The 17,011-nt window shown below is 63.5% G+C and carries 19 protein-coding genes; 8 read left to right on the top strand and 11 right to left on the bottom strand.

Annotated features, from left to right (window positions below; translation table 11 throughout):
* Positions 1–4 precede the first annotated feature (4 nt).
* From G7076_RS01080 to G7076_RS01095, 4 genes are all read right to left on the bottom strand, one after another.
* On the bottom strand, positions 5–1,327 hold the full coding sequence (locus tag G7076_RS01080) for an amidohydrolase family protein (protein WP_166199660.1): 1,323 nt from the start codon (positions 1,325–1,327) through the stop codon (positions 5–7).
* Positions 1,328–1,389: 62 nt separating this feature from the next.
* Positions 1,390–2,592, bottom strand: coding sequence for a DUF445 domain-containing protein (locus tag G7076_RS01085; RefSeq protein ID WP_166199662.1), 1,203 nt, complete (start codon positions 2,590–2,592; stop codon positions 1,390–1,392).
* 104 nt (positions 2,593–2,696) lie between these two features.
* A complete protein-coding gene (locus G7076_RS01090) occupies positions 2,697–6,092 on the bottom strand; it encodes an efflux RND transporter permease subunit (RefSeq protein ID WP_166199664.1) in 3,396 nt (1,131 codons plus the stop codon).
* A gap of 36 nt (positions 6,093–6,128) precedes the next feature.
* A complete protein-coding gene (locus G7076_RS01095) occupies positions 6,129–7,316 on the bottom strand; it encodes an efflux RND transporter periplasmic adaptor subunit (RefSeq protein WP_166199666.1) in 1,188 nt (395 codons plus the stop codon).
* A 223-nt stretch (positions 7,317–7,539) separates the two neighbouring features.
* On the opposite strand from G7076_RS01095, the gene G7076_RS01100 reads away from it, so the two are divergent.
* On the top strand, positions 7,540–7,806 hold the full coding sequence (locus G7076_RS01100) for a GlsB/YeaQ/YmgE family stress response membrane protein (protein WP_166199668.1): 267 nt from the start codon (positions 7,540–7,542) through the stop codon (positions 7,804–7,806).
* Between the two features lie 70 nt (positions 7,807–7,876).
* The gene (locus tag G7076_RS01105) at positions 7,877–8,596 is read left to right on the top strand and encodes an SIMPL domain-containing protein (protein ID WP_240913826.1); all 720 of its coding nucleotides are present in this window, start codon (positions 7,877–7,879) and stop codon (positions 8,594–8,596) included.
* A 63-nt stretch (positions 8,597–8,659) separates the two neighbouring features.
* Here G7076_RS01105 and G7076_RS01110 read toward each other — a convergent pair whose 3' ends face one another.
* From G7076_RS01110 to G7076_RS01120, 3 genes are all read right to left on the bottom strand, one after another.
* Positions 8,660–8,929, bottom strand: a complete 270-nt coding sequence (locus G7076_RS01110; protein WP_166199670.1) for a GlsB/YeaQ/YmgE family stress response membrane protein — start codon at positions 8,927–8,929, stop codon at positions 8,660–8,662.
* 180 nt (positions 8,930–9,109) lie between these two features.
* Positions 9,110–9,409 carry a DUF1153 domain-containing protein gene (locus tag G7076_RS01115; RefSeq protein ID WP_166199672.1) on the bottom strand — a complete coding sequence of 100 codons (300 nt, stop codon included), beginning with the start codon at positions 9,407–9,409 and terminating at the stop codon, positions 9,110–9,112.
* 91 nt (positions 9,410–9,500) lie between these two features.
* Positions 9,501–9,710, bottom strand: coding sequence for a hypothetical protein (locus G7076_RS01120; protein ID WP_206367553.1), 210 nt, complete (start codon positions 9,708–9,710; stop codon positions 9,501–9,503).
* Between the two features lie 96 nt (positions 9,711–9,806).
* On the opposite strand from G7076_RS01120, the gene mnmA reads away from it, so the two are divergent.
* Entirely contained in the window at positions 9,807–10,919 is a 1,113-nt protein-coding gene (gene mnmA, locus G7076_RS01125) for a tRNA 2-thiouridine(34) synthase MnmA (protein WP_166199676.1), read from the top strand.
* Positions 10,920–10,923: 4 nt separating this feature from the next.
* Here mnmA and G7076_RS01130 read toward each other — a convergent pair whose 3' ends face one another.
* Positions 10,924–11,391, bottom strand: a complete 468-nt coding sequence (locus G7076_RS01130; RefSeq protein ID WP_166199678.1) for a nuclear transport factor 2 family protein — start codon at positions 11,389–11,391, stop codon at positions 10,924–10,926.
* Between the two features lie 227 nt (positions 11,392–11,618).
* Here G7076_RS01130 and G7076_RS01135 point away from each other — a divergent pair, with 227 nt between their 5' ends.
* The 4 genes from G7076_RS01135 (at position 11,619) to G7076_RS01150 (ending at position 13,622) form a co-directional block, all read left to right on the top strand.
* Positions 11,619–11,969, top strand: a complete 351-nt coding sequence (locus G7076_RS01135; protein ID WP_166199680.1) for a glycine zipper family protein — start codon at positions 11,619–11,621, stop codon at positions 11,967–11,969.
* 43 nt (positions 11,970–12,012) lie between these two features.
* A complete protein-coding gene (locus G7076_RS01140; protein WP_166199682.1) occupies positions 12,013–12,327 on the top strand; it encodes an HdeA family protein in 315 nt (104 codons plus the stop codon).
* A gap of 69 nt (positions 12,328–12,396) precedes the next feature.
* Entirely contained in the window at positions 12,397–13,020 is a 624-nt protein-coding gene (locus G7076_RS01145) for a response regulator transcription factor (protein ID WP_166199684.1), read from the top strand.
* A 161-nt stretch (positions 13,021–13,181) separates the two neighbouring features.
* Positions 13,182–13,622 (top strand): hypothetical protein, encoded by a 441-nt coding sequence (locus G7076_RS01150; protein WP_166199686.1) that lies wholly within the window; start codon positions 13,182–13,184, stop codon positions 13,620–13,622.
* A 97-nt stretch (positions 13,623–13,719) separates the two neighbouring features.
* On the opposite strand, the gene G7076_RS01155 is transcribed toward G7076_RS01150, so the two are convergent.
* From G7076_RS01155 to pdxH, 3 genes are read right to left on the bottom strand one after another with little or no spacing between them, the layout of a single operon-like run.
* Positions 13,720–14,505 (bottom strand): PhzF family phenazine biosynthesis protein, encoded by a 786-nt coding sequence (locus G7076_RS01155; RefSeq protein ID WP_166199688.1) that lies wholly within the window; start codon positions 14,503–14,505, stop codon positions 13,720–13,722.
* Positions 14,502–15,368, bottom strand: coding sequence for a cation diffusion facilitator family transporter (locus tag G7076_RS01160; protein WP_240913937.1), 867 nt, complete (start codon positions 15,366–15,368; stop codon positions 14,502–14,504). The genes G7076_RS01155 and G7076_RS01160 overlap by 4 nt, the downstream gene beginning before the upstream one ends.
* Positions 15,369–15,418: 50 nt before the next feature.
* Positions 15,419–15,997 (bottom strand): pyridoxamine 5'-phosphate oxidase, encoded by a 579-nt coding sequence (gene pdxH / locus G7076_RS01165; RefSeq protein ID WP_166199692.1) that lies wholly within the window; start codon positions 15,995–15,997, stop codon positions 15,419–15,421.
* Between the two features lie 64 nt (positions 15,998–16,061).
* Between pdxH and G7076_RS01170 the strand changes: the two genes are divergently transcribed.
* On the top strand, positions 16,062–17,009 hold the full coding sequence (locus G7076_RS01170; RefSeq protein WP_166199694.1) for a DnaJ C-terminal domain-containing protein: 948 nt from the start codon (positions 16,062–16,064) through the stop codon (positions 17,007–17,009).
* The last annotated feature ends 2 nt before the right edge of the window (positions 17,010–17,011 follow it).

Genomic DNA, 17,011 nt, shown 5'->3' on the forward strand with positions numbered 1-17,011 from the left:
GCAATCAGTCGACCTCGGTAAGCTGGCGCTGGCCGCCGAGCTTGTGGACCCGACCGTGCTTCATCACGAAGCCGACTTTTTCCAGCAGGCGAACGTCCTGGGTCGGGTCGCCATCGACGGCGATGATATCTGCGTCCTTGCCGGCTTCGATGGTGCCGACTCGCGATTCGAGACCGAGCAGTTTCGAGGCATCGACGGTGGCCGAGCGGATAGCCAGAGCAGGGCTCATGCCGTTCTTGGTCATCAACGCGAATTCCTGCGCATTGTCACCGTGCTTGGAGACGCCCGTGTCAGTCCCGAAAGCGATCTTGACGCCTTCGCGGACCGCCCGGGCGAAACTCTTCTCGGCATTGCCGGCGGCCTGCCGTGCCTTTTCGAACTGCGCAGGTGTCAGTGCGCCGCGCTGCCCGTCTGCAAGGGCGGCCGCAGGTGCGAGCAATGTCGGCACATAGTAAGCGCCGGTCTGTTTGTAGAGCCGGAAGGTCTCGTCGTTCGTGAACGTCCCGTGCTCGATCGAGTCGACCCCCGCGCGAAGTGCGCCATTTATTCCGTCCACTCCGTGCGCGTGCGCCGCCACCTTGCGTCCGAAGGTCTTGGCCGTGTTGACGACGGCGCGCATTTCGTCGTCCATCATTTGCTGCGCTAGGCCGCCAGGAACGTTACTGAGGACTCCGCCGGTCGCGGCGAACTTGATGACGTCGGCGCCGGCGCTGATTTGCTCGCGGGTCGCGCGGCGGCAGTCGTCGGCGCCATTGCAGACGTTCGCGGTGGTCGCTGTCGAGGCGAGTTCGCGGTTGCGGCCGTTTCGACCGTCGCCGTGACCGCCGCTGATCGAAATCATGCGCGCGGCGCTCAGGATCGTCGGCCCGGCGAATTGCCCGGCGTTGATTGCATCGCGGAGCGAGGTAATGGTGCGTGGCTCGCCGCCTAGGTCGCGAACTGTGGTGAAGCCCGCGAGCAGCGTTTTGCGGGCGTTGAGAATGCCGGTGTAGGCCTCGTCTTCGTCATCTCGAGTTGATTCGAGGAGCCGCGCCTGCATCCGGTCGTCGAGACCGATGAGGTGGACGTGGCTGTCGATCAGGCCCGGCAAAACGGTTGCATTGCTCAAATCGACCACGCGCGCGCCCGGAACGTCGACGAAGCCGTTCTGGACCGACTCGATGGTCTTGCCGCGTATGACGACGGTCGCGTTCCGGAGTGGCGTCTGGCCCGGCTGCGCGATCAGCGTACCTGCGTGGATTACCGTGACGGTCTCAGCGGGGGACTGGCCAAAGGCAGGGGCGCAGAAAGCGAGCGTCGCGGACGCGAGCAAATATCGAATAGTCATTTTGATCCCCTGAGTGGCTGTCGCCACCATCGAAGCCGGAAATGCCGCGCGGCGCAAGCGGCCTAGAGCGTATCGAGGGCGTGGAGCAGCAGGCCGACGCTGCCGCCAACAAGCGTGCCGTTGATACGGATATACTGGAGGTCGCGGCCGACGGCGCTCTCAAGACGGTCGGTGATGGTTTGGGCGTCCCAGCCGCGCACCGTGTCGCTGACCAGCTTGACGATCGAGCTTCCGTAGCTGGCGGCCATTCCGGCGATGGCGCGGCGCGCGAATTGGTTGATGGCGCCGCGAATCCGCTCATCCTTCTCCAGGCTGGTGCCCATGGATTTCAGGACTTCGCCCAGCTTGCCGGCCATTGCCGCATCGGGATTGCGCGCGGCTTTGATGATCGCTTCACGCCCCTTCTGCCACAACGTATCGATCCACAGCCCCACCGAACGGTTGTCGAGCAGCTGGTTCTTCCATTCCTCGACCCTAGCCCGGGTCTCCGGCTTGGTCTGGAGGTCGTTGGCAAGGTCGGCGAGCGCCTGCTCGATACGCACGCGGACGGGATGGGCCGGATCGGTATGCATCTCGACGGTCAGCTTGCGCAGGCCATCGAGGATGGAGTCGCTCAGCCGGGCGTCGATCCCGGCGAGCTTAAGCACCCAGTTTGTGCGTTTCTTGACCATCTCCCGGATGAGGCTCTCATTCGCGTCGAGCGCGCGCGCGGTCCAGCGGATCGCCGCTTCCAGCATCGGCACGTGGCGTTCCTCGTTGATGGCGGAAGCGAGCGCGTGGCCGAGGAGTGGCGAGACCTCCATGTTGCGGACCCGCCCGGCGATCGACGACTTGACGAGTCCGCCAAGGCGCTCGTCGTCGAGGCCTTCGAAAATGTCGGCGATGAGCCTGCTCGCGCCTTTGCGGATGCGGGTCTCCTCGCCCTGCGGCGCCTGGAGGAAGCGGCCTGCGGCGCCGGCGAGGTCAAGCCGCTTCATGCGGCGGGCGACGACTGGCGCGATAAGGAAGTTTTCCTTTAGAAAGTTCGCCAGCGCCTCGCCGATGCGGTCCTTGTTTCGCGGGATGATAGCGGTGTGGGGGATCGGCAGCCCCAACGGATGTCGAAATAGAGCGGTCACCGCGAACCAGTCGGCCAGCCCGCCGACCATTCCGGCCTCGGCAAAGGCTTTCAACCAGGCCAGCCAGGGATAGGACGGCTCGAGCGAGCGGGCGATGAAATAGGTCGCTGCCATTGCCACGAGCAGGCCGGTCGCGGCGATCTTCATCCCCGCGCGCCGGGCTGGGCGGGGTTGAACCGGGCGAAGGGCGCGACGCTGCTCATCGGCCGCACCCTAACGTCCGGCAGGCGCTTGTCACGCCTGCCGGGGCGTCATTCGGCAGGGACCGGCCCGGCCATCGGCGCATGTTCCTCGCCATTGTCGATGAGCTTGCGGAACCGCGCGCCGACCCATTTCTCAATATCCACCGCAATCGAGAAGTATGCGGGAACGAGAAGTAGCGTCAGCAACGTCGACAACAAAAGGCCGCCGATGACGGTCACGCCCATCGGGGCGCGCCAGCTGCCGTCGCCGGTAAGCGAGAGGGCAATCGGGATCATGCCCGCGACCATTGCGACAGTGGTCATGACGATCGGCTGGGCTCGCTTGTGACCCGCTTCGTAGATGGCCTCATCTTTCTCCATCCCATGATCCATCATCTCGACCGCGAAATCGATCAGCAGGATCGAGTTCTTGGCGACGATCCCGAACAGCATCAGGATGCCGATGAACACGGGTAGCGACAGGGGCTGGCCCGCGATGTGAAGCCCGATTGCGGCACCGAGCGGGGCCAGCAGCAGGGAGCCCATGTTGACGAACGGGGAGAGGAATCGTCGATAGAGCAGGACGAGCACCGCGAACACCAGCATGACCCCGGCAGCCAAGGCCACGAAGAAGTAGAACAATAGCTCAGCCTGCCACTTGCTGTCACCAAGCTCCAGTTTCTGGACGCCTTCAGGCAGGTTCTTGACCGTCGGAAGCTCGTTGATTTTCGGCCAGACGTCGCCCGAAACCAGGCCCGGCGAAAGGTCCGCGCCGACAGCGATGCGCCGCACCTGGTTGGTGCGCTGGACCGCCGACGGACCGGCTCCGAAGCCGATTTCCGCGACAGCCTTCAGCGGGACGGAACCGCCGCTGGACGTTGGAACCGGAAGATTTTCCAGGATACTGAGGTCGCGTCGTGACTCTTCCGACAACGACACGGTGATTGGCACCTGACGGTCGGACAGCGAGAATTTCGCGCTGTTCTGGGCGATATCACCGAGCGTGGCGATGCGGATTGTCTGACTTAGAGCAGTCGTGGTGACGCCAAGGTCGGCCGCGAGGTCGAAGCGCGGCTTGACGATGATTTCCGGACGGACGAGGTCGCCGACGACACGCGGTGCGACGAGCTGCGGCAGCGACTCCATCTCGTCCGCGATCTTGTTGGCGGTCTGCTGGAGCAGAACCGGATCGGGGCTTCCGAGGTAGAGCACCATGTCGCGGCCGCCGCTGCCCGGCCCGCCCCCACCCTGGCTCATAAAGTTAACTTGGGCGTCAGGGATCTGCGCGAGCTTCGGCGCCAAGCTGCGCTCGAACTCGGTCGAGGTCATTTCCCGGTCCTTCTTCAGGACGATGTTGAGGAAGGCGGCGCCGGTAAAGACACGCTGGAAGACCCGGTCGACATCCGGATGGCCTTCGAAAATCTCGGCCGTGCGGTTGGCCAGATCGGAGGCTTGCTGGACGGTGGAGCCGGGCGCCATACCGATCCGCACCCGGCTGAAGTCGAGGTTGAGCGGCGGCTGGAAGGACATCGAAAGGCCCATGAACAGCGCGATCTGAAGGGCGAACGCGCCGAAGCCGACGCCGACCATGGTGATACGGTGGTCTTGCTTCCGGGCAGCCCAGCGCTGGCCCCAATGTTTGTAGAAGTCCGCAAAGGGCGTGCTGAACATGCCCATCACTAGGCCAAGCAGCTTGCCGACAACGATGAAGGCGACGACGCCACCAATGAGAGCGAGGAGCATGTTGAGCCCGCTGGGCAAGATTCCCGCCTTGCCCAGAAGCTGCATGCTGATTCCGACGCCGGCAACGAAGGCGACGGCGCGGATCGCGACCATCAGGCCGCCAAGAATATAATGGTACCAGCGGCCGCGATGATCAGGGATCAGCGCCCTTGCGGCATCGGCTTTCGACGTGTCGAGCGACCATTTGAGAATGCCGAGATACTTGTCCATCGCCGGGCCACTGGCGTGCGCCTGGACGCCATGAGCCTTGAGGAAATACGCAGCGATCAAAGGCGTGATCATTCGCGCCACGAACAGGCTCATCAGCACCGCGATGACGACCGTGTAACCGAAGCTCTGGAAAAACTGTCCCGAGATGCCGGGCATGAGCGCCACGGGCAGGAAGACCGCCACGATCGACATGGTGGTTGCGACGACGGCGAGACCGATCTCGTCAGCGGCGTCCATCGCCGCCTGGTAAGCGGTTTTGCCCATCCGCATGTGGCGCACAATGTTCTCGATCTCGACGATCGCGTCGTCGACCAAAACACCCGCCACCAGGCTCAATGCAAGCAACGAGAGGCCGTTCAGGGTGATGCCCATCAGGTCCATGAAATAGAAAGCGGGAATCGCCGACAGCGGAATGGCGATGGCCGAAATCATCGTCGCCCGGAAATCGCGGAGGAAGAGGAACACGACGAGGACGGCCAGGATCGCGCCTTCGATCAGGCCGTGCATCGCCGAATCATATTGCCCCTTGGTGTAATCGACGCTGTTGTTGATCTCGACGAAGCGGATCCTCGGATCCTCCTTCTCGAGCTTCTTCATCTCTTGCCAGACGGCGTCGTAAACCGTGACTTCGGATGAGCCCTTGGAGCGTGAAACGTTGAAGCTGATGACCTGGCGCCCGTTCATCCGCGCGATCGAGCGCTGCTCTGAATAGGCGTCCTTGACCTCGCCGAGGTCGGCCAGCCTGACGACCCGTCCGCCTGGAACCGCGATCTGCATTTGCGAAAGCGCATAGGCGTCCGGGGCATTGCCCAGGACCCGGACGGCCTGTTCTGAGCCAGCGATTTCCGCCCGGCCACCGCCCGCGTTGAGGTTGGTCTGGCGGATCTGGGCGTTAACCTGCGCGGCACTGATGCCCTGCGCCTGAAGCGCGGCCGGATCGAGAATGACGCGGATGTTTCGCTCGACGCCGCCCTCACGGGCGACTGCGGCGACGCCCTCGACACCGAGCAGCCGGCGCGAAACGGTATTGTCTACGTACCAGCTCAGCTCCTCGAGGCTCATGTCGGTCGTCTCGGCAGCGACGAAGGTGATCGGCTCGCCGGCGATGTCGACCCGGGTCACCTGCGGCTCGAGAATGCCTTCGGGAAGGTCGCTGCGGATCTGCGACAGCGCATTGCGGACGTCATTGACGCCCTGGTCGGTGGGCGTACCGATCTCGAACTGCACGAAGGTCGAGCTGAAGCCTTCGCGAATGCTGGAGTTGATCTCGTCGACGCCGTTGACGCCACGAATCGCCGCTTCGACCTTCTGCGTGATCTGGTTTTCGATTTCGGTCGGGACCGCGCCCGGCTGCGAAATCCCGACTTCAACCGCCGGGAAATCGATGTCCGGATTGTTGTTCACGTCCATGTTCATGAACGCAAACAAGCCGGCCAGGAGAAGGCCGATGAACAGAACGATCGGTGGAACCGGATTCTGGATGCACCAGGACGAGATGTTCCGGAAATTCATGACCTAATCGCCTTCCTGAACGGGCCTCAGCCCGCCTTAACGCTGCAGCGCGGCGGTCGCCGAGATCCGCCGCGGTGTGACTTTCTGCCCAGGGTTGAGGAACGGTCCGGCCGAAACCACGACCTGCTCATTCCCGCTGATCCCGCTGGCGATTGTCACGCCGTTGTCGTCGATGTTGCCGACCTTGACGTTGCGCCGCTCGACCTCGTTCTTGCCGTTGATGATATAGACGTAATTGCCCTTCGAATCGCTGAGCACGGCGCTCTGAGGAAGAAGCGGGGCAGTCGTCGAACCCGAGGTGATCCTGGCTTCCGCGAAGCCTCCCGGCCGGATCGCCGGATCGAACGGAACGGAAATCCGGACTTCGCCAAGGCGGCTTTGCGGATCGATCACCGGAGCGACCTGCCACACCCGGCCGGTGTAGCTGCGATCAGAGCCGACGGGCGTGATCGAAGCGGCCATGCCGGAACGGACGAACGCCAGGTCCTGCTGCGAAAGCTGCGCTCGCATTTCCATGTCGCCGCCGCTCGCAAGGCGGAACAGGGCGCCGCTTCCAGGGCTTACGATCTGGCCGACCTCGACGTTGCGGGCGAGGACCAGGCCGGAGGTCGGCGCGCGAATATCGAGACGGCCGATCTGGGCGCGGGTGGCGCCAAGCTGGGCCTGGGCAACGCGGACGCGGGCTTCGGCAGCGTCACGGGCCGCCTTCTTGCGATCGAGATCCGCCTTGGAGACGAAGCCGCGATTCACCAGCGCGGCGCTGCGATCATATTCGTTCTGGGCAAGGGCGGCATCGGCGCGCGCGGCCTGCACCTGCGCGGCAAGCTGTGCCGCAGTCTGCGACTGGACCGATCGGTCGACGGAGGCGAGAACCTGCCCTTGGCGAACCCAGCTTCCAGCGTCGACATGCACAGCGCGGACAAGGCCGCCTTCGCCAGCCACGCCGACCGGCTGGTCACGGCGGGCGGCGAGCGGGCCGGAAGCGCTGATCACGCGCGCGACGTCGGTTCGCCCGGGGATGGTCACGGATACTGCCGTGGCAGCGCCGCCTCGTCCGCCACCCGGCCCGGCCGCGGGGCCCTTTTCCTCGCCGCCGGTGAAGATGAAATAGGCGATTGCCGCGAGTGCGACCACCGCTGCCGCGATGATGATCCAGCGGCGCCGGCTAGAACGGTCGACGACGATTAGCGTGTCCGACCCCTGCAATCGAGTTTCCTGGTTCATCCTCAGCATCTTTCGTCAGTTTTCCCGCCTTATCCGGCATCCTTCGGGGACTGTATTAGCCGAATAAGCCACCGGCTGCAATAATGCCCAATCGCCGATCCTCCTGCGAATGTAATATGCTTTTCGACCAACGGTAGCTCTTGCTCGGGCACCGGCGGATGGTGTTGGATGCGCCCCGTGGCGCATGGGCCGTCGATTCGACGGTCCGCGAAAGGAGAAACGCATGGGCTATCTCGAAGAGCACGGCTGGATCGCATGGATCATCATTGGCGGGCTTGCGGGCATGATCGCTAAGCTGCTGATGCCTGGCAAGGATCCCGGCGGCTGCATTATAACCGTCCTGCTCGGCGTAGCGGGCGCGCTGCTTGCGGGCTTCCTCGGTCAGGCGCTGGGCCTGGACAGCGCTATGAACGGTGCGGGATTCATCGGCGCAATCGTCGGCGCCTTCGTCATCCTCTTGCTCTATCGATTGATCCTGAAGCGCCGCTAACGCTTTCATTCAGCCCGCAGCCATGGCCCGGCCCTCAGGCTTGGCCCCTATTCGGTGAATGGAGGATCGGTTGAAACATTGGAAAATTGCGCTTGCGGGCGCGCTCATGACGGCGCCGTCCGCACTTACGGCGCAGGCCATCGCCGTCCCTGTTATGTCGGGAACGCGGCTGGACATCAGCGCGAGCGGCGAAGTCACTAGGGTGCCGGACCTCGCAATCATTTCCGCTGGGGTTCAAACGCTCCGGCCGACCGCGACCGCGGCGATCGAAGAGAACGCCGAGCGGATGGAAAGGGTACGGTCGGCGCTGAAGCGGGCGGGCATCGACGACAAGGACATTCAGACCTCCTCGATCAACCTTAATCCGGAATATCGCTATGCGGAGAACCAGCCGCCGACTCTTACCGGTTACCGCGCGACCAATACCGTGAACATCAAGTTTCGTGACCTGAAGCGCACCGGCGCGATCCTTGATGCGCTGGTGAGGGAGGGCGCGAACCAGATCAACGGCCCAAGCCTCACCATCGACAAACCGGAAGCCGCCTATGACGAGGCGCGGGTCAAGGCGATCGCCAACGGCCGGGCGCGTGCCGAGCTCTATGCTCGGGCGCTTGGAATGCGGGTCGTGCGGCTGCTTTCAGTCAGTGAAGGCGGCGCAATCCATATGCCGCCGCCCGCCCCCTATGCGGCTGAGACCATGATGGTGACTGGCTCGCGTGCCAAGACGGACATTGACCCGGGCACGCAGAACCTCTCGACCTCGGTCAGCATGAGCTTCGAGTTGCGCTAGGAAATAAGGAAAGGGCCGCCCGGCTTCCCGGACGGCCCTTCCAGTTTAAGTGGTCAGTCGCTGTTAGCGGACGGAACCGCGGCGAACGAGATTGACGATCGCCAGAAGGATTACCGCGCCGAGCAGCGAGATGAGCAGATTCGGCAGCGAGAAGTCGCCGGACGTGATCGAACCGCCGCCAAGCAGCGGAGCAAGCAGAAGTCCGCCCAAGATGGCGCCGACGATGCCGACAACAACATTGAGGATGATGCCCTGCTGAGCATCGGTCCGCATGATGATGCTCGCCAGCCAGCCCAGAATACCGCCGATGATGATGATGAGAATCCAGGTCATGTACGCATTCCCTCCTGTTCTTGGCGGTCCGTCTTTGCAGCCGCCTTCCGGCATCAAGACGCGTGATGCACGCTACTTGTTCCGGATTAAGAACGGTCTGTCCAGACCGGGTACGTAACGAAACGGCCGCGGAAGGGGTCGCGGCCGTTTCAAACCCTGAAAAAGCGTTGAGAATTCAGATTAATAGCGCTGCTGGCGCTCATATTGGTCGCGGTAATGCTTGATCCGCGTCACGCGCAGCCCAGGCATGCCCGAACGATCAACAGCCCGCTGCCAGCTGGTGAACTCCTCAAGGCTCAGCGTGTAGCGCTGACACGCTTCGTCGACGGTCAGAAGCCCGCCCGCGACAGCAGCGACCACTTCCGCCTTGCGGCGGACGACCCAGCGCGTGGTGTCGGCCGGGGGGAGCGAATCAAGGGTCAGCGGCTCGCCGAGCGGACCGATGACCTGAGCCGGCCGGATTTTCTGGTTCTCAAGCATGTCGTTTTCAAACTCACCTAAAGCTGTTCGATGGCCGCATTAAACCGCGAGCGGTTGAAGATATTCTGAAACGCGCTGGTAAACCCGATCCTCATCTGTCTTTCCGTGTCGTTAACCCAGACTCCCCAAGTGCCTCGGCAAAGGCGCCGTCGAGCGCTGCCGCGGCCGCTTTCCATCCCTCTGTGGCAGAGAGCAGGCGGGCCATCGCAAGCCGCCGCGCGCGCTCGGCTTCATCAGTGGAGCCGGCAAGCGTACGGGCAAGGTCGCCGAGATCGAACGCGATCTCCCCCGCGGCGATCAATTCTCCGTCATATCGCGCCAAACCGAACCCCGTTTTTCCGTCATTGGTTGAGCATCTCTAGCCGGACAGGGTGAATTTCAGGTAAAGGCCCACGCCATGCCGGACATTTTTGACCTTCCGCGCGAGTCCAGCGCATCCTTCATCGTCGTCGCCATGTCGGGCGGCGTCGATTCCTCCGTCGTCGCGATGCTCGCCGCGCGGACGGGGGCGCGTGTCGTTGGCGTAACGATGCAGCTTTACGACCATGGCGAAGCGGTGCAGCGCGGCGGCGCCTGCTGCGCAGGGCAAGACATCTACGACGCCAAGACGGTCTGCGACCGGCTCGGAATCCCGCATTACGTGCTCGATTATGAAACGCGCTTTCGTGAAGGCGTGATCGAGGAGTTCGCCGACGCTTATGCGGCGGGGCAGACCCCAATACCTTGCTCCAAGTGCAACCAGGGCGTGAAGTTCACCGACCTCATCGCCTTCGCTCGGGAGCTTGGCGCGGATTGCCTGGCAACCGGCCATTATGTCCGGCGAATCGAGAATAAGGGACGAATCGAGCTATGGAGAGGCCGCGATCCCGCGCGCGACCAGAGCTACTTCCTTTACGGGACGACACCCGATCAGCTCCACTTCGTGCGTTTCCCGCTTGGCGATATGCCCAAGGCCGAGGTCCGCGCGCTCGCAACCGAGGCGGGACTGATCGTGGCCGACAAGCCGGACAGCCAAGACATCTGCTTCGTCCCGGACGGCGATTACGCCTCGTTGGTGAAAAAGCTTCGGCCTGAGACAGCGGCGCCAGGCGAAATCGTCCACGTCGACGGACGCGTGCTTGGGGAGCATGGCGGCGTCGTCCACTATACGATTGGCCAGCGCCGCGGCCTCGAGATCGGCGGACAGGCCGAGCCGCTCTACGTGGTGCGGCTGGAGCCGGCGGAGCGGCGGGTGTTCGTTGGGCCGCGAAGCGCGCTGGCGGTGGCGGCGGCGCGAATCGACGGCGTCAACTGGCTCGGCGAGGGCCAAACGCGAGTGCAGGCCAAGGTGCGATCCCTCGCGAAGCCGGTGACAGCGACCTGGGACGGCGACACTGTGACCTTCGATTCGCCCGAATATGGAGTCGCGCCGGGCCAGTCGGCCGTGTTCTTTGACGGCGAACGGTTACTCGGCGGCGGCACGATCATCGCCACCCAGGCTGCCGTGAACGCCGAGGCCGTCGCCGCGTAGGCGATCATTCCGGCGCGGGCGTCCCTCCGGAATAGGTCCAGCTCGCAATTTTCCAGATGGCGCCGCTTCGAGCCATGACAAACGTCATGCTGCCCTTGCCAATCATCTTCTTGCCATTCTGGGTGAAGCGATAGGTCGTCGGAAGGACGATATAGGCGGATTTTCCATCGCTATTCGCCTGAAGCGGTTTGTCATAATCGACTCGGCCGCCGCTGATCCCGCGCTTTTCGGCATCCTTGGTATAGTCGCTGACCCATCGCTGCGCGGAATTCGGGCCATTCCAGATGTGCGGGGCAAACTCGTCGACGATCAATGCGCCGCTCTGATGCGCGGCGACGAAAGCATTCACGTCGCCGCCATTGAACTTGTCGAGGATCTGGGTGGCGACGGCAGTCGCGTCGTCCGCGGGCCCAGCCGCGGCCGGAGCCGCAATCAAAAGCGAAATGGTGAGAAGTGGCACGGCTCGTAGCATATGCTTTCCCCATATGGAGTCATACGCCGACAGGACGGGCGCAGCGCGTTGACGCGCTGGCATTGGACCTGCTGGGCCGGCTGAAGTCTGACGTCAAGCAGCGACGGTCGCTCCGACCACTTTCGTAGGTATGATTCCCGATATAGTCGGTCACGGGCAACCATTAGCAAGGCGCTTCAGCCGGTGCTTTCGCACGGCCCATTTCTTCGCGGCGCGGAGCTTGATCGATGACGAACGGCGGAACGACCGGAGTTGGCAAGACGACATTGGGCGCGGCGCTACTCGCTGCAGGAGCGTTTCTCGCCCCGCCGGCGCTTGCGGCCCCGTCCTCCGCATATTGTGACGGCTACGCGAGGGACCAGGCGAAGGAGATAAGCCGTTCCTCATCGCGCGGCGGCGCCCTCGGCGGCGCGGCGCGCGGCGCAGCGGGAGGAGTGGTCTTCGGAGCGATTACCGGCAACGCCGGGCGCGGCGCCGCAGTCGGCGCCGGGTTCGGAGCGGTGCGGGGCGGAGTCCGCAGGGACCGCGACTACTCCGACATCTACCAGGCGGAATATAACGCCTGCATGCGAGGCTAAGAAAATGCGGTCTCCAACGACACCACGAGCGACGAGGGCAACCATGACGAATCAATTTAGAGCAAGCGCAATCGCCGCAGCCGTTGCGGCCCTGGCATTCACGGGCCCGGCGATTGGGCAGGGGCCGGCCAAGGCGGACAAGGTCGATCTTTCCACCTTCGACTGCCGATCGCTACTGACCATGAACGGCGAATATCGCGACAATGCCGTTCTGTTCCTGCACGGCTACGTCAGCGGGCAAAAGAAGCAGTCGGTGATCGAGCTTGGCCCGATCGCCGCGTCGACGGACAAGATCATCGATTATTGCATCAGCAATCCGAGTGCCAACGCACTCGCAGCGTTTACGGCCAACCGCTAGCGTTCAAGGCCTGGGCACTGCGGGATGGCTTGAGCAAGAGCATCGCGCTTAATACGATCGGCCATCGTCATGTTCGACTTTCCGGACCAGCCGCCCGAGCGAAAGGCATTTTTCGCCTCGATCGAGCTAAGCCCGGTGGCCATGGTGGTTACCGACCCGACGGCGCCCGACAATCCCATCCGTCTTGCGAACGAAGCGTTTCGCACGCTCACCGGCTACTCGGAAAACGAAATCATCGGGCGAAATTGCCGGTTCCTGACTGGACCAGATACAGATCCAGCTTCGTCAGCGGAAATTGCCACTGCAATCCGAGAACGGCGGCCGGCGCTGGTGCCGATGGTCAATTATCGCCGTGACGGCACCATGTTCCTGAATGGCGTCATGATCATGCCGCTGTTCGAGGAGGATGGAAAGCTGCGATGGTTTCTCGGTTCCCAAGTCGATCTTGGCGCAATGGACTCTGGGGGTCTCGCAGCGCGCAGGGCGCGTGCCAGGCAAAGTATCGCATCGCTCACGAGCCGGCAGTTACAGATCCTGACTCTGATCGCGAGAGGCCACCTCAGCAAGCAGATCGCAAGTGAATTGAATATCAGTCAGAAAACGGTCGAAATCCACCGCATGCACCTCCTCCGCCGCCTGGGTGTTCGAAGCTCGGCGGAAGCGATCCGGCTGGCGATTGAGGCTGGACTTTAGCAACGCGCACAATTCAGATCATTCAACACCGTAAAATTTCCGTTAGAAGTCGGCGGCGTTTCGCCATACGTTGACCGTGGACGATTTCGATGGCCGGCGTCCGCCGAGTCGTTGCGACTTTCGTCTCTGGGCGGACGGACGTTCGCCAAAGGGGAACACCCATGCATAAGTTCATGCTTACCGCGCTCGGCGCGGCAACAATCGCGTTCGCGAGTCCGGTCGCGGCACAGGACAGTCCGCTAAGGGGCGGCAACTTCTGGACAGTCGCCGAGATCACGATCGATGATGGCTATACGGGCGAGTATGCCGACCACCTCGCGGGCGCATATCGCAAAAACATCGAGTTCTCGAAGTCGAAGGGCTGGATGAGGAACTCTTATATCCTGGCCAACGTCAACAAGCGCGCGGGAGAGCCGGACCTCTACCTCGTCACCATCAGCGATCATGTGACGACGCCCGCCGAGGACGAAGCACGCGAGAAGGAACTGAACGCCTTCCTCGCGACGACCTCCCGCGAACAGGACAAACAAAGCGGCGCCCGGGCAAAATATCGCAAGCTCGGCGGCAGCATGTTGCTCCAGGAACTTCTCTACAAGCGTTAAGGGCAAAGTCCGGGCTGGTTTCAATCGGCCCGGGCCGGTTCCAACGCATGAGGGCGGTAGACCTCGCCGACTTGATCGTGGCGCGACGAAAGCCGACCTAAATCCGGAAGCGGCCGTCGATCACCGTGACGCAGGTGCCGCCGAGAATCACCCGGTCGTTGCTCAGCTCGCAGACGAGATGGCCGCCGCGCTTACTTGCCTGGAAGGCGGTGAAGCGGATGCGGCCGAGGCGGTTTGCCCAAAAGGGGACCAGCGAGCCGTGAGCGGAGCCGGTCACCGGATCTTCGTCGATGCCGTGGTAAGCGGCGAAGACGCGGCTGACGACATCGGTGTTGTCGCCCGTCGCGGTCACCATCACCAGCCGGTCGTATCCCTTCAGCGCGCGGAAGTCGGGATCGACGGCGCGGACAGCCGCCTCGTTTTCGAGCAGGGCGATCGCCGCGCCATTGCCGCCACGCCCAAGGAAGCAGGGCGTATTTTCCCGCAGGCCGAGCGCTTCGAGCAGGCCGGGCTCCGTCCCCGGCTCTACGGAACCGGTAGGCAGGTCGAGCCACAGCTTCCCATCGCGCTTCTCGACAGTCAGGATTCCCGAGCGCGTGGCGAAGCGAATCCTGTCATCGAACGGCAGGACATGGGCGCTGGCCAGTGTCGCATGGCCGCACAGGTCGACCTCGACCGTCGGGGTGAACCAGCGCAGGTCGTAATCGGCGTCATCGTGTTCGCAACGTACGAGGAAAGCTGTCTCGGCAAGGTTATTTTCGGCCGCGATCATCTGCATGATATCGTCGGGAAGCCATTGGTCGAGGGGCATGACCGCCGCCGGATTTCCCGTGAACGGCCGGCTCGCGAACGCATCGACCTGAAAGATGGGAAGATCGATCAAGGCTTCTTTTCCGTGATTGCGGATGGGAGCATCGTCTCGCGGTCGGTATGACCTTCCGGGTCGAGATGGATGAGGATCTCGGTTCCCGGGAACCGCGACTGCAATTTCTCCTCGACGGCATCCATGCGGTCGTGCGCCTCACGCACCGTCCAGTCGGCCGGGACCCAGACGTGGAACTGGACGAAGCGGTGCGTGCCGGCATGGCGGGTGCGGAAGTCGTGGAGGCCATCGAGCTCGGGATAATCGCGCGCAGCATAGAGGAATGCCTCGCGCTCCTCCTGCGGCCACTCGCGGTCCATGAGCTGGTCGACGGAATGGGATGCCGCGCGCCCGGCGCCCCACATCAGCCATAGAGCGATGCCGATCCCGAAGATCGGGTCCGCGGCGCGCCATCCCATCATCTGGTCCAGGACTAGCGCGGCGATCACCGACAGGTTGAGGAACAGGTCCGACTGATAATGGACGTTGTCGGTCCTTATCGCGATCGAGCCGGTCTTGCGGATAACGTGGCGCTGGTAGGCGAGCAGCGCGAAGGTCGCGAGAATCGCGAACACCGACACCCCGACACCCATCTCCAAGTCCCCGGTGGGTGCGCCGTTCTGCAGGCGGTCGATGGCGCGCCAGGCAATGCCAAGCGCCGAAATCGTGATCAGGATAACCTGCGCGAGCGCCGCAAGCGCCTCTGCCTTGCCATGGCCGAAGCGGTGATCGTCATCGGCCGGCATCGCCGCGAACCGCACCCCGACGAGGGTGACGAGGCTGGCAAGCAGGTCGAGCGCGCTGTCGGCAAGACTTCCGAGCATCGCGACCGAGCCGGTCTGCCAGGACGCGACCGTCTTCAGCGACACAAGGACCACGGCCATGGTGATGCTTGCCAGCGCCGCGCGCTGGGTCAGGCGAGCGCGCTCAGGGTTCACGGGTAGAGCAGCCCCTCGGCCCAGCTGTCGCCGTTCCTCGTGAACAGGCGGCGGTGGTGGAGGCGGTGCGGGCGGTCCTCCCAGAATTCAATGCGTTCGGGGATCAGGCGGAAGCCGGTCCAATAAGCCGGGCGCGGCACATCTTGCCCTTCGAAGCGGGATCCCGCCGCGTTGAAGCGATTTTCGAAGGTCTCGCGGCTGTCGAGCGGGCGCGATTGATCCGACGCCCACGCACCGAGCTGGCTATCGCGGCCCCGAGTTGCGAAATAGTCATCGGCCTCGCGGTCGCTCAACTTTTCGACCATGCCGTCGATGCGGACCTGGCGGCGAAGCGACTTCCAATGGAATAGAAGGGAGCCAGCCGGGTTGGCTGCCAACTCGCCACCCTTGCGGCTGCCAGCATTGGTAAAGAAGCTGAATCCGTCCGGCCCATGTCCCTTCAGCAGCACCATACGAACGCTCGGGCGCCCTTCCGAATCCGCGGTTGCAAGGGCCATTGCTTCGGGGTCGTTGGGCTCGGCGGCTCGTGCTTCGGCCAGCCAGTCGTCGAACAGCGTGATGGGATCGTCGGCCATGTCGGGCGACGCATTAGGCCGCGCGGCCCTTGCCCTGCAAGGTGCTGCTGGGCAGGAGTGACTTATGGACCTATACCAGCAGCTTGGAATTGCGCGGGGAGCGAGCGAGGCCGAGATAAAGAAAGCCTATCGAAGCCTCGCCAAGCAGCTTCACCCCGACCGCAACAAGGACAATCCCAAGGCGGCCGAGCGTTTCGCAAAAGTGACGCAGGCCTATGAAATCCTGTCCGACAAGGACAAGCGCGCCCGCTACGACCGCGGCGAGATCGACGAAGACGGCAACCCCAGGATGCCGTTCGGCGCAGGTTTCGGCGGCGGCGGTGGCCGATCAAGCTATCCCGGCGGAGGCGGCGGTACGGGCGGATTCGAAGGCTTTCCCGGCGGCTTCAGCGCCGATCCAGCCGACCTCAGCGACCTGTTCGAAGGCCTCTTCGGCGGAGGCGGGGCACGTCGGTCGGGTGGCGGTTTTGGACGGCGGAGTGCACCGCCGCCAAAGGGCGCCGACGTCGCTTATCGGCTCAAGGTTCCGTTTCTGGATGCGGCAGCGCTGAAGCCCCAGCGCGTGACCTTGTCCGGTGGCAAGACGATCGATCTCAAGCTTCCCAAGGGCGTTGAGGACGGCACGAAGATTCGGCTGAGCGGGCAAGGGCAGCAGGGCCCTGGCGGAATGGGCGACGCAATCGTTTCGATCGAGGTCGCGCCGCATCCCTTCTTCGCGCGCGAAGGCAATGACATCCGCCTGACGCTGCCGATTACGCTCAAGGAAGCCGTGCTCGGCGCCAAGGTGAAGGCGCCGACGCCCGACGGGCCGGTGATGCTCACGGTGCCCAAGGGCGCGACATCGGGCAAGGTACTCCGCCTCAAGGCCAAGGGCTTCACCGACAAGGCCGGCAAGCGCGGCGACATGAAGGTCATGCTGTCGGTCGACCTGCCGGCCGACGATGCCGCGCTTCGCACCTTCGCGGAAAGCTGGGACGGCGGCGGCAACCCGCGCAAGGCGCTTGGCGTTTAGGG

Source organism: Sphingomonas sp. HDW15A (assembly GCF_011301715.1).
In the GTDB taxonomy this organism is placed as follows: domain Bacteria; phylum Pseudomonadota; class Alphaproteobacteria; order Sphingomonadales; family Sphingomonadaceae; genus Sphingomicrobium.

Coding starts and splice junctions, on each gene's coding strand:
- G7076_RS01080 (WP_166199660.1), bottom strand. CDS start 1,327: ATGACTATTCGATATTTGCTCGCGTCCGCGACGCTCGCTTTCTGCGCC.
- G7076_RS01085 (WP_166199662.1), bottom strand. CDS start 2,592: ATGAAGATCGCCGCGACCGGCCTGCTCGTGGCAATGGCAGCGACCTAT.
- G7076_RS01090 (WP_166199664.1), bottom strand. CDS start 6,092: ATGAATTTCCGGAACATCTCGTCCTGGTGCATCCAGAATCCGGTTCCA.
- G7076_RS01095 (WP_166199666.1), bottom strand. CDS start 7,316: ATGAACCAGGAAACTCGATTGCAGGGGTCGGACACGCTAATCGTCGTC.
- G7076_RS01100 (WP_166199668.1), top strand. CDS start 7,540: ATGGGCTATCTCGAAGAGCACGGCTGGATCGCATGGATCATCATTGGC.
- G7076_RS01110 (WP_166199670.1), bottom strand. CDS start 8,929: ATGACCTGGATTCTCATCATCATCATCGGCGGTATTCTGGGCTGGCTG.
- G7076_RS01115 (WP_166199672.1), bottom strand. CDS start 9,409: ATGCTTGAGAACCAGAAAATCCGGCCGGCTCAGGTCATCGGTCCGCTC.
- mnmA (WP_166199676.1), top strand. CDS start 9,807: ATGCCGGACATTTTTGACCTTCCGCGCGAGTCCAGCGCATCCTTCATC.
- G7076_RS01130 (WP_166199678.1), bottom strand. CDS start 11,391: ATGCTACGAGCCGTGCCACTTCTCACCATTTCGCTTTTGATTGCGGCT.
- G7076_RS01135 (WP_166199680.1), top strand. CDS start 11,619: ATGACGAACGGCGGAACGACCGGAGTTGGCAAGACGACATTGGGCGCG.
- G7076_RS01140 (WP_166199682.1), top strand. CDS start 12,013: ATGACGAATCAATTTAGAGCAAGCGCAATCGCCGCAGCCGTTGCGGCC.
- G7076_RS01145 (WP_166199684.1), top strand. CDS start 12,397: ATGTTCGACTTTCCGGACCAGCCGCCCGAGCGAAAGGCATTTTTCGCC.
- G7076_RS01150 (WP_166199686.1), top strand. CDS start 13,182: ATGCATAAGTTCATGCTTACCGCGCTCGGCGCGGCAACAATCGCGTTC.
- G7076_RS01160 (WP_240913937.1), bottom strand. CDS start 15,368: ATGGCCGTGGTCCTTGTGTCGCTGAAGACGGTCGCGTCCTGGCAGACC.
- pdxH (WP_166199692.1), bottom strand. CDS start 15,997: ATGGCCGACGATCCCATCACGCTGTTCGACGACTGGCTGGCCGAAGCA.
- G7076_RS01170 (WP_166199694.1), top strand. CDS start 16,062: ATGGACCTATACCAGCAGCTTGGAATTGCGCGGGGAGCGAGCGAGGCC.